This is a genomic window from Shewanella sp. 1311, assembly GCF_059338235.1.
Genome location: NZ_CM181686.1, coordinates 4982230 through 4997971, shown reverse-complemented (window position 1 = coordinate 4997971; position 15742 = coordinate 4982230). Strand labels below are relative to the sequence as shown.

The following is a 15742-nucleotide window of genomic DNA, read 5'->3' as shown; positions in this document are numbered from 1 at the left end:
CTACAATGTCTGCAACTCTTTGTGAATGAATCAGTTTATCGCACGCCAATGACTCACATATCAGCCTTAACGCCGCCAGCCGTCAAAAATGGCACTCAAATCCAGACTCTGTCCACCATGGGCGGCGTTTGCCAAGCCGTTACACTCGCCAGTTTAGCGCGTCAACATAAGGGGACGACCTTAGTTGTCACCAGTGATACGCCAAGCGCCTTAAGCTTAGAGCTAGAACTGAGTTATTTGCTCGGTAAAACAGGCATTAAGGTCAGATTATTCCCTGACCGCGAAACCTTGCCCTACGACAGTTTTTCGCCCCATCAGGATTTGATCTCCCAGCGACTCGAAACCCTGTCGCAGCTGTCTCAAATTGAGCAAAACATCGTTATCGTGCCCGTCACCACCTTGATGATGCGCCTGCCACCTAAGGCCTATTTAAGCGCCAACGTGTTTGTGCTGAAAAAAGGCGATAGCTACAAGTTACACGATGTACGCCAGCATTTAACCGACACTGGCTACCATTCCGTGGAGCAAGTGTATGAACACGGCGAGTTTGCGATTCGCGGCTCGATTCTGGATATCTTCCCCACTGGGATGAACATGCCACTGCGCATCGAGCTATTCGATGAAGAAGTGGAAACCATCCGCCATTTTGATCCCGAAACCCAACGTTCATTGCAGCCTGTCGACTCGATTCGCCTATTGCCCGCGAAGGAATTTCCGACCGACAGCTCAGCCATCGAAGGCTTTAGACAAAGATACCGTCGCCGTTTTGAGGTCATAGTTAAAGAGCCGGAATCAGTTTATCAGCTGGTGAGCCGTAACTTGATGCCGGCGGGGATTGAAAACTACCTGCCGCTGTTTTTTGATGACACAGCGACCCTATTCGATTACTTGCCCAAGGACACTCAGTTAGTCACTTTAGGGGATATCGAAAAGTCGGCGCGCGCGCATTTGCAAGAAGTCGAACATCGCTATCAAGACAGACGAGTCGATCCACTGCGGCCGCTACTGGCGCCTAAAGAGCTGTATTTACTCATTGAAGAGTTATTTGCCGCCTTTAAACCGCTACCACGTTACCAAATGCACGTGCCGATAGATGGCACTGAAACGACAAAAGCTGTGGTTATTGCCGCCAGCCCCCTGCCCGATATCAGCGCCAACCATAAATTAAAGCAACCGCTGTTAGCGCTGCAAGATTATGCCAGCAGCGCCAAGCGCATGTTGTTTAGCGCTGAGTCCGAGGGTCGCCGCGAAGCGCTACTTGAATTGCTCGCTAAAATTCAGTTAAAACCTGCGCTGTTTAACCATTTTGATGAATTTATTCAAAGTGATGCCAAGTTAGGCCTTATCGTATCGCCGCTGTCACGCGGTTGTTTACTGCAGATCAGCGCCAAAGATGGCATCAGTATCATTTGTGAAACTGAGCTCTTTGGCCATCGAATTTCCCAGCAACGTCGCCGTGAAAAACAGCGTCAGATCAGTAACGACGCACTGATTAAAAACTTGGCCGAGCTCAAAGTCGGCCAGCCCATTGTGCATTTAGAACACGGTGTTGCCCTCTATAAAGGCTTAGTCACGCTAGATACAGGCGGACTGGTCGCCGAATACCTGCAACTGGAATACGCCGGCGGCGATAAACTGTATGTGCCAGTGTCTTCACTGCATCTTATCAGCCGCTACAGTGTTGGCGCCGACGAAGACGCCCACTTAAATAAACTCGGCAATGAGACCTGGGCTAAAGCCAAGAAAAAAGCCATTGAAAAAATCCGCGATGTTGCGGCCGAGCTGCTCGATGTATATGCCCGTCGCCAATCCCGTCCCGGCGAAAGCTGTGAGATTGACGAAGAAGAATACGCTCAGTTCGCCCGCGGTTTCCCCTTCGAGGAAACCGTCGATCAAGAAAGCGCCATTATCGCCGTGTTAGCCGATATGCAATCGCCAACCGCCATGGACAGATTAGTCTGTGGCGATGTGGGCTTTGGTAAAACCGAAGTCGCCATGCGCGCCGCCTTTGTGGCCGTCAACGCCGGTAAACAAGTGGTCGTGCTGGTCCCGACCACATTGCTTGCCCAGCAACACTATGAAAACTTTAAAGACAGATTTGCCGACTGGCCCGTGGTCACCGAAGTGATGTCACGCTTTCGCACCGCCAAAGAGCAGACTCAAGTGCTACAGCAATTGGAAGAAGGCAAAGTCGATATCGTTATCGGTACCCACAAGTTATTGCAATCTGAGGCCAAGTTTGAAAACTTAGGCCTACTGATCATCGACGAAGAACACAGATTTGGTGTGCGTCAGAAAGAGAAAATCAAGGCACTGCGTGCCAACGTCGATATCTTAACTCTGACCGCAACGCCTATTCCACGGACCTTAAATATGGCCATGTCGGGCATGCGCGATTTATCGATTATCGCCACCCCGCCCGCCAAACGTTTAGCGGTAAAAACCTTTGTGCGCGAGTCCGATCCTGCAACCGTGCGCGAGGCCATTTTGCGGGAAATTCTCCGTGGCGGCCAAGTGTATTACCTGCACAATAATGTTGAAAGTATTGAAAAATGTGCCCAAGGCATTATCGATTTACTGCCAGAAGCACGGGTAGTCGTCGCCCACGGTCAAATGCGTGAACGCGACCTTGAGCGGGTGATGTCTGACTTTTATCACCAAAGATTCAACGTGTTAGTCTGTACCACTATTATCGAAACCGGTATCGACGTCCCGAGTGCCAACACCATTATTATTGAGCGCGCCGATACCTTTGGTCTGGCGCAGTTACACCAATTACGCGGCCGCGTCGGACGCTCGCACCATCAGGCTTATGCCTATTTGATGACGCCGCATCCTAAACGTATGACTCCCGATGCGCGTAAGCGTTTAGAAGCCATTGATGCCCTTGAAGATCTCGGTGCAGGCTTTATGCTGGCGACACAAGATTTGGAGATCCGCGGTGCAGGTGAACTCTTAGGTGATGAGCAGAGCGGCCATATTTCGAAAATTGGTTTTAGCTTATACATGGAAATGCTCGAAGCGGCAGTCAAAGCTTTAAAACAAGGCAAAGAGCCATCGCTGGCGCAAATGCTGAATCAACAATGTGAAATTGAACTGCGTATCCCCGCCCTACTGCCTGAGGCCTATGTGAGCGACGTGAATATTCGTCTATCGCTCTATAAACGCATCGCAGGTTGCGAAACCGAAGCGGCGCTGGATGAGTTAAAAGTCGAATTGATCGACCGTTTTGGCCTATTGCCCGAACCGACGCGCAACTTAATGGAAATGACCCTCTATAAACATGAGGCGACTCGCTTAGGGGCGACTAAAATAGAAGTGCACAGTAAAGGTGGCAGCATAGAATTTAGTCATGATCACGTCATCGATCCTATGTTTATTATTGGATTACTCCAAAGCCAGCCACAAATCTATCGAATGGAAGGACCGAATAAGTTAAAGTTCAGCCTTGCGGCCGAAACCAGCAAAGACAGGCTCGCTTTAGTGAAACTCTTGCTTGAACAATTATCGCAACATCGTCTTGGAGATAATAAATAGTGTTACGTAAACTCGCGGTCTCTATCGCTACCCTCATTGCACTATCGCACAGTCAGGTGGTCCAAGCTGAAGCTTGGTTCGAAGTTGAAGTCTATGTATTTGAACGCCAAAGTCAGTCAACTGAGCAATGGCCAGATACGCCGATCAAGACAAAAACCGATAAAGCGATAGACTTGATCTCTCCAGCGGTTGCACAAGTCGTTACCCCAATGGCGAGTGAGTCGGCGCCTTGTACGCTAGTATTTGATGCCGATGCCAATAGCCATTGCGCTGAAAGCTTAAACGGTGATCCAACGTCTGAGCCTATAGCCGCCGCGCCAACCAGTGTCGAATATCGCTATCCGCCAGTGATCCCGTCAGACATCAGCAGCGCAACGACCAGCTATGCCAGCGCCAATGGTGGCCCAGTGTTATTAGCACGCAGCCAAAGCCAGTTCGCGAGCATTATCAATAGCATCTCCCGTGAACGCGGCACGCGCAGTTTACTGCACATGGCGTGGCAACAACCGATGCGCGGCAAAAGTGGTTCAGTGCCTATTCGTTTATTTGCGGGTAAAGATTTCTCGGATACCTATCATTTTGATGGCAGAAAAATCGTTACGCCAACTCAAACAGAACCTATGATCAATGCCGATGGCACGCCTATGCTTGCGCCTGTGGTCTCGCCTGTTTGGGAATTAGATGGCACGTTAAATATCTACTTGAGCCACTATTTGTATATTGAAACCGCACTGAATATGCGCAAAGAAGGTAGAAAGCTATTACCAGCAATGCCAAGCGATGCCGCCGATACCAGCGCAACACTCACGGCGCCTAAAGTCATGACACCGTTTTTAATGTCAGTGCCTTTGGAACAAAACCGCCGGGTGAAGAGTGAAGAAATCCATTATTTAGATCACCCCGAAATGGGCATGGTGATCCAAATTCGTAAGATGGCACAACCTAGTGCACAGCAAAAAAGTCAGAATGCCGAATCGATACAAACGGTTGGGCAATACTGAGTCAGCAAGTAAACAACAAAAGACTTGAGTCGTACTGTAAAATGAATGACTTAGACTGTACTGCTGTTTAAGACTGTACTATGGAGAAGTCGAGGTAGATATCATCGGCTTCGTCTTCTCCCACAGTGACAGTTAATCCCTCGGTACAAGGCACGCCCACTTCGCACCAAGCAATCAAGTTATTCACCGCAATATCACTGCCTTGGGCTAATACTTCGACACTGCCATCACGGCAATTGGTGACATAGCCTGTCACGCCCAATGCTCTGGCCTTAGTCAAGGTCGCATGCCGACAACCCACACCTTGCACTTTACCCGTTAAACTTATCAATACACGCTTCATCTCACGCCCCTTTTGCATTGCACACAAGCCTGTTATTGGATTAAGCATAGCCGCAATTATCCGAAGGCTAAGTGTTAACCTATGGATCTATAGAGCAAAAAACAAACGATATTTTATTTTAGGCAAAAAAAACAGCTAACAAGACTGCAGTTAGCTGTGTCGGGCGACATACGCAAAGGGATATCCAATAAATGGACAAATACAACAGCAACTCTGTAGCATTTTGTTACAAAATAGCAAGGCTGGCTACTTTACACAATAAATAATTATTTTCAAGAGTTTGAAAAATAAAACTATCCCTCCCTAACGAATATAATGCTTTTAGCTGAAAATCGGCTCCTACCTCTGCCTACATTGTTCATTTAAAAAAACACTCCTGTGAAAATCGCAGAAGTATGAGGACACGTTGACGTTCAACGCTGGGATTGTGTTTGTTCAGGCCAGATCGCAATTGCGAAACGAGGGTTTGGGAAATAAGGGGGTTAGAAGTGAGGGTTGTAGAATTGAAGTGTCGCTATGCCACGCTAATAACGGGTGCTGTGTATGGCGAAGCGTTACAGCAAGACAAGCAAAATATGCCAGCTACACATTCAAAAGACAAAAGACAAAAGCAAAAAGCAAAAAACAAAAAACCGGCATAGCCTGTAATGCCGATCAGTTAAGACAGATCGCTTGACGATCTCGCTGAAAAGATCAAAATCCGATGACCTCATGTCATCGGATTTTTTTATGCAACTCTCAGAAGCACTCGCTCGCACTCATATTACCCGCCTAACCGAATTCACCAGCTTAGTTGATGTGTTAGAACCTGAGTTAATTCAATCTTGTTTGGACTCTCAAGGCGTTGCGACATTAAGACGGCGTAAATTGCCGATGGACGCGATGATTTGGGCCGTTATTGGAATGGCTTTGTTCCGAGGGGAGTCTGTTCGGTCACTCATCAACAAACTCGACATTGTTTTGCCGCAAGAGATTGATTATGTTGCACGCAGCGCCGTGACTCAGGCGCGTAAACGATTGGGCAGTGAGGTTATTCGAGAAGTGTTTAGTCGCAGCGCCAATACCTGGCACGCGAGAGCTGAACATCCTCATTGGTGCGGTCTTAACTTGTATGGTGTTGACGGTGTAGTGTGGCGGACACCCGATAGTGTCCAAAATCAAGCCGCCTTTGCGCGAACCGCAAACGCTTCAGGCGAAGCGGCTTATCCGCAAATTCGCATGGTTTGCTTGATGGAGTTAAGCAGCCATTTGTTGGTCAACAGCGCTTTTGATTCGGTTGCCGAAAATGAAATGAACTTAGCATCTCAGCTCATTCCTAGCATTCCCAATCACAGCCTAACCCTATTTGATCGAGGATTTTACTCGCTCGGCCTTCTGCACGCTTGGCAGCAAGCGCAACCTGATAGCCACTGGTTGTTACCATTGAAGAAAGGCACTCAATATGAGGTGGTTCGAACATTGGGAAAACATGACCAGTGGGTGAAACTCACCACCACGCCTCAAGCCAGAAAGAAATGGCCGCAGCTCCCTGATACCCTTGAAGCGCGTTTACTCACTAAGACAGTGAAAGGTAAGTCAGTTGCCATTTTGACCTCGTTGACTGACCCGATGCGTTACCCCAGCGAAGACATCGTCGACTTATATGCCCATCGATGGGAAATCGAACTGGGCTACAGAGAGATGAAACAACATCTGTTGGAGAGTCGTTTTACGCTACGCAGTCAACTACCGGAGCTGGTGACTCAAGAGTTGTGGGGCGTGCTACTGGCCTATAATCTCATTAGATATAAGATGTTGCTGATGGCTAAAAGCTTGCCATCGGTCCATCCTAATCAACTGAGTTTTAGGGATGCGGCGAGTTATATCATCTTCAAGTTGACGCAACTGCCATCACAAACACCGGGGAATGTCCCGAGAGATGTATTGGATATAGAACGAAATGCACGGCAATTTAAGTTGGATGGTAAACGGGAAAGGGCTTATCCAAGAGTCCTTAAAATGAGCAAAAACAAGTTTCCGGTTAGACCAAAGAAAAATGCCGTTCACTCTTAAGTGAACGGCATTAGGCAGAGCCTGCCGGTTTTTACTTTATTGCGCGATAAGTTGATTACGCGATAACCTGCTACTCGCTGATCATCTGACCATTTTGATAGCGATACTCGGATGAGGGTTCGCCATTAAAGTAATACACCGACCTGCCGTGCAGTTGATTATCAAGATACTCATCACTTTGTAGCAGGCTGCCATCTTCGTTAAAACTGTAACCTTTACCCTGCAATTGACCTTTATCATCATACTGCGTCTGCCCTAATAAATGGCCATTGGCGGAAAAGGCTTGCCAGTGACCCACTTCGTGTCCTGCTTTATAGTTACCATGCCAAAGCTTAACCATGCTGTAGCTGCTTTCATCTTGCAGCAGCCATTGGCCTTCACGCAGACCGTTAACATACTGACCTTGGGCTTGCAGCTGTTTATCAAAGCCACGGAGTAAATACGCGCCATGTAACTTAGCGTTTTTATAAAACTCTCGGCGCATTATCGTGCCATCGGCTGCGATTTCTGTTTGTTCGCCACTCAGCTTACCTTGTTGGTTAAACTGCTCATTGCGTGTCGTGTCACGGGTTTGCGTGACCCACTTGCCGACCTTTAAACCTAGGTGGTATTGGCCGCTGACAAAACTGCCGTCCTCTACATTATCTTCCCGATAGGTACCGTGCATTTGACCTTTGCTATAGCTCGCACGTTGGACAGCGCCATTCCAGCCAATCCCGATATACAAGCCATCGTATTGCCCCTTGAGTTGTTCATCGCGTTCAATCAATTCACCTGCAGAGTCGAAGCGCTGACGTAAACTCCAGTTTTTTGCAGTATCACGCTGATATTGATGGGTTAACTTTCCAGTGGCATCGAAGCGCTGTTCAGTGCTAATCCGGCCTTTTGCAAGATATTGAGTATCGGTTTGGGTGGCGACATTACCAGCATCATCATAGGTAATATTCTGTATTTCACGGCCATCATTATCGTACTCTTGCTGCATGGCTAACAGCCCTGGCCCTTTAAAACGCTGCTGGTTTCCTACCTGCTTGCCATGCTGATAATGTTTGATCTCTTGCAGAATATCTGCGGCCTGATAGATCAACACTTCTCCGTGCATTTTTCCATTCAGGTAAAACTCTTTGGTGTATAACCAGCCCTCTTTAGTCCAATACAGTCGTTCACCTTGGTATTTTCCCGCCACCATATTCACGCTTTGTTCTGGCTTACCATTGTCATAGAAGCTTTCATATCGCCCTTCCATACCGTTTGCGCCATAGTTTGCGCGCGATGCCAGCTGGCCGTTGGCATGATAACTTTGCGATAAGCCTAATTCAGCCCCATTCACGCGATGCTGAAGTTCCCGCAATTGACCATTGGTATGGTAACTTTTCTGATCTCCATGCAACTGGCCATTCTGGTAGTGGTACTCTCCCGAAAGCGCTCCGTCTTCCCAATAATGCAGATGCGTGCCCTGATAATTTCCTTGCGCATCGCTACTGCCCTTGCGAGACAATTGACCGTTGGGGTAGAAAAACTCGAAATCGCCAACGATAAAACTCTCGACTAAATTGGGATTGTTGACACTGCCCTTAAAAACCGGTTTATCCGTTTCTAAATAAAATAGCTGCAATGGCCACTCGCCATTTTGTTCTGTCGGCGCTTGCTCCAGATAATAAATGGCTTCGCCAGGTACATCGTTAAGCCGCCATTCTTGGTCGAGTAAAATTCGCTCAGCCAACAAATTAAACGACATCAGTAGCGCAGATAATAGTAATAAGACTCGCATTTTCTGCTCCTTAAGGTAACGCAGGGAATATATTAACCCACTGTTTATTGACCGGTTCGCCACTTATCGTCAGCTGTTCTATCTTTGCAGCGCGCCCCGCCAGCACAAACCAGCGTTGCTCACGTAATACTTGCTGCAACGGACGCTGATAAAAGTCACTGCCATAATCTTGAATAGCAGGCGCAAGGGGTAAATTCTGCGCATTTAAAAAACGATAGCGCCGCATAACGTCGGCGACGGTTTGAGTGGCATCAAGATTCGGCAGTTGAGTGATATCAATCAACCAGCTTTGCTCAGGTTGATACGCTAGCGCTTGCCATTTGGGCGTACCAGTACAGGCCAAGGTGCTGCTGACCTTGATGTCGTAAAAATTGCGGCGGATCCCATCGGCGCTGCTCAGTTGGTACTGCACAAACTTATCCAGCCCAGCACCAAAACCCGTGTTGCTGCTGGCGCTGGTGTTTGTCCATTGCAGTGTATGTCCGTTGACCTTAGGGGCATCGACTACACTGAGGGTGCACACCGCTGCCTGCTCGGACGTTAACAGCATGCTGACGCCATATTTAGCAACGATTTGCGGCTCAAGTAAGGCAGGACCAGCAGGTGTGCTAGGTTGCGGCTGATTATCATAGGACGCATACATATCATCGCTGTAAAGCAGTTGCTGCTGCGCCGGCGGATAAGCCATATTTTGCGCGTAATCTAAGGTCGGCATAAAACGAATATTTTTAGTCAGTTCGCCGCTGTCAGTCGCAGTATTCACATAGAGTGTCAGTGTCGACGGCGCGGCGGCAAAGGTAAACTGTGTAATCGTTTCATATTGCGCCGATGAGGCCAGCGACAGCATATTTTGCTCTGCCGACGTTAGCCAATCCGGTCCAGTGGCTGGCGGTGGCAGATAGTGCACCATAGCGCCTTCGGCACCGTCATAGCGCCGGTACAACCAAGTTTTGTCAGCGCCGCCTCGCGATTTCAGTAAATAACTGAATGGTTGATCTGGGATTGGCGAGAGTTCCAGCTGTAAATCTTCATACTGCAAGCTCACAGTTTTGTTTGGGTCGGGGGTCAGGTTAAGTTTGACCAGTTTCGCACCATGATAATGGGCCGTCGCGCGAAACTCAGCAACCTGAGCTAAGAGGTCATTTGGTGCATTCCAGCCAATAAGCAGATTTTGCTGCACAGATTGATGGAAACCATCCTGTTCTGGATAACTGTAACTGCCCACCTTGCTCAGTTGCAGCGGCAGAACTGTGCCATCCGCGCTGTATGCCGTGATATCGGTTAAGCTAAATCCGCCTTCGGGTTTAAAACCTGAAAAGTCATGATGATAGGTTAGATTTAATAGATCATCTTGCTGGTAAAAGTAACCCGCATCATAGGCAAACACAGCATCAATGCCTAAGGTCTTATTGATGTCATCCAGTACAAAGTCAGGCTGTTTTTGATACTCAAAGGCAGGGAAATCATAATCAAAACCTAAACGCTGTGTTAAATCACCCAACTGGCGCTGCTGCGGCAACATAATAACGTTGCTGCGCACTGTGCCCTTATAGCCGTAACGCTCAAACGGCGCTTCTGCCACTAAGGCTAACTGTGCTAACCAACCCCGCTCACGTTCTAACATCAGCTGACCGTATATTTTGGCTTGCTCACCGTCACTTTCAACTTTGGCTAATACATGCGTATCAGTGACTTGCAATACAGTAAGTTTGGCATTGGCGTGGCCTTGATAGGTAGGAAGCGCGACGACCGCCCCCGCTTTGGCGGGTATGGTGCTAAGGAAGGCCGATGAGCTAAAGAGTTTTTTCAGTTCCTGCTCAAGCTCTGCGCCGCGTTCAGCCAGCAGCGCCTGCCATACCGGTTTGTTCAATGCACTGAATTCTTTAACGCTGCCATCGTCTAGATTTAACGTAAATTCAAATCCCTGCGAGAAAATAGCGTGCATTTCGGGATTACGATCGGCCCGCTGGCCACTACTGACGCCGCTCCCTTGACCATCGCGCATGTTCATATAATCGACATGCACTTGAAACCGACTGTTTTTGCCTGTTTCGAGGACCTTATAACGCAGCAATTGATGTGAGCTAGTATTAACCGTTTCGGTACGCCGACCGTTGTCTACAGTGATGTTGGTGGTGCTATACAGCTGATACGAGCGCTCTTCCCCTTTCTCAGGTTTGAACTCAACATCAGCATCCCCAAAAGAACAGGCCGATAATAAACAGCATGCAACTACGCTAACCAAGTACTTCATGGTTATTCCTTGTATCTCAAATAATAAGCGCCGCATTATGCCCTTTCACGCCCAGTAAATAAAATGCTTTGCTGTTTTTGCCTGTCCAGCACAACACCTAAGTGCGCGACTAAAATATCCTTTTAGATCGTCACAGGTAGGGCAATACCTATCTTAGGCAAGTTCTTAATGACGAATTACAACATAAAGAACTGATGCGCAAAGCTAGTTCTGCTGTATTAATTGTCATTATTTACCCAGTGACTCACCGTCTTTTTATTTAATAAGAAGTATCCCTTTGGGCTCGACGATAACATCTGCAGCACACGGAAGTGTAAATGCCGCGTTCACATGGTCTAAGATGTTCCCAACATCATAGACATTTCCCATATCCCTATCGGTCAGATGTGAAAGAGCGGCCATGTTACCAACGGTCACGGTTGCAACAAGGTCAAGCTTAACTAAGCCATTAATACACAAATCAGCCCTAAACAGCTTTTGCCCCAAAGTGTGTTTCGTAGTTTGAATGCTTTAATCAAAATCAAAGTCGTGGGGCTTCACCCCACACCCGACCAAGGAGGACTGCTCGTCCTATCCTCCTTGGATGCTCCAAGACGCCCCTAACGGAGTTGAAAGCCCCTTGTGCTCATTGCCAAATTTGCTATCGCTTCCGAAGGATGCGTCCCTGCACCTGCGAAAGCTAGTCGTCATCCATGACCGAACTCACGCAATTTGTCTATTCGCCCTGCGGCAACTCCGAGGGGAGGTGTATTCCTTGGAGTTTTGAGTCGTTAGATAGCTATTCATCATCAAAAAATAATAGCGAAAAATGAGAAAGCTAAAACGATATCAAGTGATTACTCACCAAGCTGTATAAAAAACCGCTACCGTAAAAAAGCAAATTCCTATAGCATCATTCATACCAATTGACATGGATGTGGCAGCGGCCAAGTCCAACAAGCGATTTATGCTCTGCAAACAGCGCAGCGCATAAATACTAAGACGTTAGCTTCATGGATAAATCGATGCTTTTAGAAAAATTGCAGAATTCGTTAAGAGATGCATTTCAAGAATGTATAAGTTCAAATTATTCTAAGCCTAGATTATTTCATGCGGCTAGAAGTAAAGCTTGGGTGAAAAACATCGCAGCATCATTTAGAGAAGAATATGTTCAAACTGAATACAGAGTTTTTTCAGCAGATTATTCTGATAATAGAAGCGAATTTAAATTAAATGAATTGCTTTTTGATATTAGTGTTGTGAATGTTAAATCTATACCTTCTGCGTCAAACAAGAAGCAGCTAATCTATGTGAATAAAATGGAATGGGCTATTGAAAGTGAATTTCAAAGAAGCGATAGTCGCGCTTCTATAATCGATTTTAGTAAATTGGCCATGGCTCGATCAGAAAATAAGTTATTGATACTCTCTCATAGTAAAAGTATAAAAAATTGGGCGTTATCAATACTGAGTGGTGCAGTACCGGAAGATGGCGATAATTACTTCTTAGCATTTGTACCTCATCCTGAAAGTTGGAATGAAGACATGAAAGTGGAACTATATTCTCATGGTAAAGATGGCTGGGAAGCAAGAAGCTAACAAGGCAAGACACAAGACCTCAGGCAACTTGCGGGGCAAAAAAAGCGCCAGTTACCTCCGACGTGTGCTCGCGGCGTTGACCATAGAAATTTTAATTCGAAACTCACTAATTCGAACTAAAAGTCTAACTCGGAAATGTTCAAAGTGTGTTGCGTATGTCTTTTAAATCTACAGGTTACGTGAATGCACGAAAGGTGAGCCATGGTGATTGGCGAGACGACCGTCCGCCACATGGACGGGGCGGTCGTGCATCCACGGACGGACTGGCTGCGAGTCGGTGAGTCAATGCCATGGCAAGCCTATATGCGTGGATACCAGCCAACGCTAAACCTCTAAAACCTAAAACCCAAAACCCAAAACCCAAAACCAAAGTTGCCGATCCCCCGCGCTGGTTACCAACACATTTCTATCCAAAACCAATATAGTCGATTTTATAATCTAGAGCCCTCAATATGCCCTACTTAAATATATACCCATAGTCACGCTAATATTCAAAGTCGCAAGATGCGCCACATGAAGTACGAAAGCCAAAACCATAAGGCGGAATAGCCGATGAGATAAATCCACTCCCCTCTTAAATAGAAAAAGAGGAGTGATACTTTTATTCAATCGATATCAATCAAGCCAACTTAAAGGCTTTTATTTTGGGCAGATGTGCGGCGAGTTGGGGGAATTTGTGGGGTTGAACGTCATCCCAATCAATCGAATAATAGGCGCTTAATTCACTGGCGAGTTGCTTATTATCGAACATCTCATCATTCACTGAGAAAAGAAAAATGGACATCCAGTCTTAATGGCATGGTAATTAACCTCCGACTATGCTTGGTTAAGCATTTAACAAGGAGGTTTGTATGCCGCGCCCTCGCAGAACTCAGATAAGTGTTGAAGACACGCCTTATTACCATTGCTGTAGCCGCGTGGTGCGGCGTGCATTTTTGTGTGGCGATGATGCCTATTCGGGAAAAAATTATGACCATCGCCACGCTTGGGTAGAATTGCTACTGTTTGAACTCGAAGCGGTTTTTGCCATTGATGTGGCGGCCTTTGCAGTGATGTCCAATCATCTGCATGTGGTGCTGCGGGTCGATATCGACAGCGCCAATCGTTGGACTGACCGCGAAGTACTTGAGCAGTGGCATAAGCTGTTTAAAGGCGATGAATTAACGCACAAATTCGCCAAAGGTGAGTTAGTTGAGGCGCATGAAGTTCACAGATTAAAGCATTCAATCGCAATTTACCGCAGCCGATTATGCGATATTTCATGGTTTATGCGCTGCCTTAATGAACCGATAGCAAGACAAGCAAATCAAGAAGATAACTGTACAGGTCGTTTCTGGGAAGGTCGCTTTAAATCGCAAGCCCTGCTCGATGAAGCCGCTGTGTTAACTTGTATGGCCTATGTTGATTTGAATCCTATTAGAGCGCAACTGGCTGATACACCAGAACAATCCGACCATGCCAGTATCCAGTTGCGTATTCGGGCTGCATTAAAAGGTGAGCAACCTAAAAATCTACTGCCTTTTATCGGTAATGAGCGCGACAACCAGCCCAATGGCATTGCGTTTTTATTATCGGATTACCTTGAATTGGTCGATGATACAGGTCGAATAATTCGAAGTGATAAACGTGGGGCAATCAGTGTAAATAGCGCTAAGTTACTGGCAAGATTAAATATCCCACATGACAATTGGCTTAAGCTCACCACTGAGTTTGGCAGGCTATTTCATGGTCCGGTGGGTACGCTGCAAGCACTCACTGATTACTGTGAACATCTAGAAAAGCGACGACGGCACTTTGCGGCAAGCTGTCAGCACTTTCACAGCAACTAACTGTAATACTGCTTAACCAAACCAATCACTGCCCATTTGTTTTATTGGGTGGGTTAGTATGTCTTAAATACACCATTTTTTAATGAGTTAGCTCATTTTTATGCTTTAGCTTTAGCCCTTCAACTTTTGATGACTCTCATTTAAGCAATTTTAGCTCGTACAAGTTGTAGACAAACCAAAAGTGCATTATGTTGTTGATCTAAAATGGATGGCCAGATTTTTTTTCTTAGATGGCTCTAAGCTAGCTCCCAAATTGTCACCGCAAGTCACTCTCGTCGGTCTGCTTGCCTCTGGGGCATCTAGTGCCCTGAACAAAGATGTTACTTTGATAGAAGCTGTAGTCAAGTCAGGTGTTGATGTTAGTATGGCTCTTGTTGGCTTGCGGGGCGGAGGAGTGGGTACAGCTCTATCCATTGGTTATTCGGTAGTAGATGTTACATATCCAGGCGGATGGATACAGGCGAATAAAGACGCCAATAGAGGTATATCGCAATTTTCAAAAGAAATTGATACACATAATATCCAGAAAGGATGGCGAGAAGACCCTGTGAATACAATGAAACAGATTTTTGGGGTACCGGTGATTAAATTATGAAAACTTTTTTCTTTGACGACTTTCTAATTGGTGGGTGGGCGTACGCAAGACGTCATGGTACGTCAGACGATCGTGCTTGTAGTCTTGCTGTCGCTCAAGTTGAGCTATTTATCTTATTTCCTCTCATGCCTTGGTTAGTTCTGTTACTAAAATATTTAAAGTTCGAAAGTTCCAATATCATGTACGTGATAATTGGTTCTGCAATCATGTTGGGTATTATTTTTGAATTATATGTCAGTAAGAAAGGTCTGTTTAGAGATATAGATTTCCACAGTGAAGAAGTAAGCAAAAAGATCAAAAAGTGTACATATTTTTTTGTTTTTCTATTTTTCTATATGCCACTATCGACCTACATTACGTGGCCCATTATGAGGCAGCTCTAATTTCTATCAGCTCCATTTCCTTGGGAGCTTTTTCTTGCCTGATACAGGGCAATTTTGCCAGCGCTCTGGGCAGTCGTTACCAGTAGAACTGATCAGTGTTTGCCAGCAGGGCGGGCAGTTTGGTGCAGCGCCGCTACTTGGCGGCTCTGGAGAAAATGATCGCTTCTGCTGTCTAAGAGTGATCACTTCTACCGTTTTGAGCTGCTCAGTCTGCTGCGAGTTTTGACCAAATGAGTTTTTGGAGATTATTCGCTTAAGTTCATGCAAAGAAAATGGATGGCTTGTTTATCGGGTTTGATACTAACGTTCAATAATCGCCTTACAAATATTAATCCGAAACCAATGAGTTAGAGTAAAAAATCTAGCAAGGTTTTGTCCAAAAGTGTGTTGCGTATGTCTT

At 46.4% G+C, this 15742-nt stretch carries 9 protein-coding genes and 1 pseudogene; 6 read left to right on the top strand and 4 right to left on the bottom strand.

The genetic code is table 11. The features are described from left to right. Nucleotides 1-48 precede the first annotated feature (48 nt). Both mfd and AC5YB3_RS21905 read left to right on the top strand, forming a co-directional pair. On the top strand, nt 49-3537 hold the full coding sequence (mfd, locus tag AC5YB3_RS21910; RefSeq protein ID WP_494526169.1) for a transcription-repair coupling factor: 3489 nt from the start codon (nt 49-51) through the stop codon (nt 3535-3537). Then, nucleotides 3537-4538, top strand: coding sequence for a peptidoglycan binding protein CsiV (locus tag AC5YB3_RS21905; protein WP_494526168.1), 1002 nt, complete (start codon nt 3537-3539; stop codon nt 4536-4538). The genes mfd and AC5YB3_RS21905 overlap by 1 nt, the downstream gene beginning before the upstream one ends. Before the next feature lie 67 nt (nt 4539-4605). Here AC5YB3_RS21905 and AC5YB3_RS21900 read toward each other — a convergent pair whose 3' ends face one another. Beyond that, complete coding sequence (locus AC5YB3_RS21900) at nt 4606-4881, bottom strand: acylphosphatase (protein WP_011846955.1); 276 nt, start codon at nt 4879-4881, stop codon at nt 4606-4608. A gap of 729 nt (nt 4882-5610) precedes the next feature. Between AC5YB3_RS21900 and AC5YB3_RS21895 the strand changes: the two genes are divergently transcribed. Next, the gene (locus AC5YB3_RS21895; protein WP_494526167.1) at nt 5611-6933 is read left to right on the top strand and encodes an IS4-like element ISSba6 family transposase; all 1323 of its coding nucleotides are present in this window, start codon (nt 5611-5613) and stop codon (nt 6931-6933) included. A gap of 70 nt (nt 6934-7003) precedes the next feature. On the opposite strand, the gene AC5YB3_RS21890 is transcribed toward AC5YB3_RS21895, so the two are convergent. Both AC5YB3_RS21890 and AC5YB3_RS21885 read right to left on the bottom strand, forming a co-directional pair. Beyond that, on the bottom strand, nt 7004-8704 hold the full coding sequence (locus AC5YB3_RS21890; RefSeq protein ID WP_494526166.1) for a toxin-antitoxin system YwqK family antitoxin: 1701 nt from the start codon (nt 8702-8704) through the stop codon (nt 7004-7006). Between the two features lie 10 nt (nt 8705-8714). After that, nucleotides 8715-10958, bottom strand: a complete 2244-nt coding sequence (locus AC5YB3_RS21885; protein ID WP_494526165.1) for a hypothetical protein — start codon at nt 10956-10958, stop codon at nt 8715-8717. A gap of 992 nt (nt 10959-11950) precedes the next feature. On the opposite strand from AC5YB3_RS21885, the gene AC5YB3_RS21880 reads away from it, so the two are divergent. Next, entirely contained in the window at nt 11951-12535 is a 585-nt protein-coding gene (locus AC5YB3_RS21880) for a hypothetical protein (protein ID WP_242326179.1), read from the top strand. Between the two features lie 619 nt (nt 12536-13154). Here AC5YB3_RS21880 and AC5YB3_RS21875 read toward each other — a convergent pair. Then, nucleotides 13155-13307: pseudogene (locus AC5YB3_RS21875) on the bottom strand (YqiA/YcfP family alpha/beta fold hydrolase); the annotation flags it as partial. Between the two features lie 79 nt (nt 13308-13386). Here AC5YB3_RS21875 and AC5YB3_RS21870 point away from each other — a divergent pair. Next, nucleotides 13387-14364 (top strand): transposase, encoded by a 978-nt coding sequence (locus AC5YB3_RS21870; RefSeq protein WP_494526164.1) that lies wholly within the window; start codon nt 13387-13389, stop codon nt 14362-14364. A 208-nt stretch (nt 14365-14572) separates the two neighbouring features. Further along, nucleotides 14573-14959 carry a hypothetical protein gene (locus AC5YB3_RS21865; RefSeq protein WP_494526163.1) on the top strand — a complete coding sequence of 129 codons (387 nt, stop codon included), beginning with the start codon at nt 14573-14575 and terminating at the stop codon, nt 14957-14959. Nucleotides 14960-15742 lie beyond the last annotated feature (783 nt).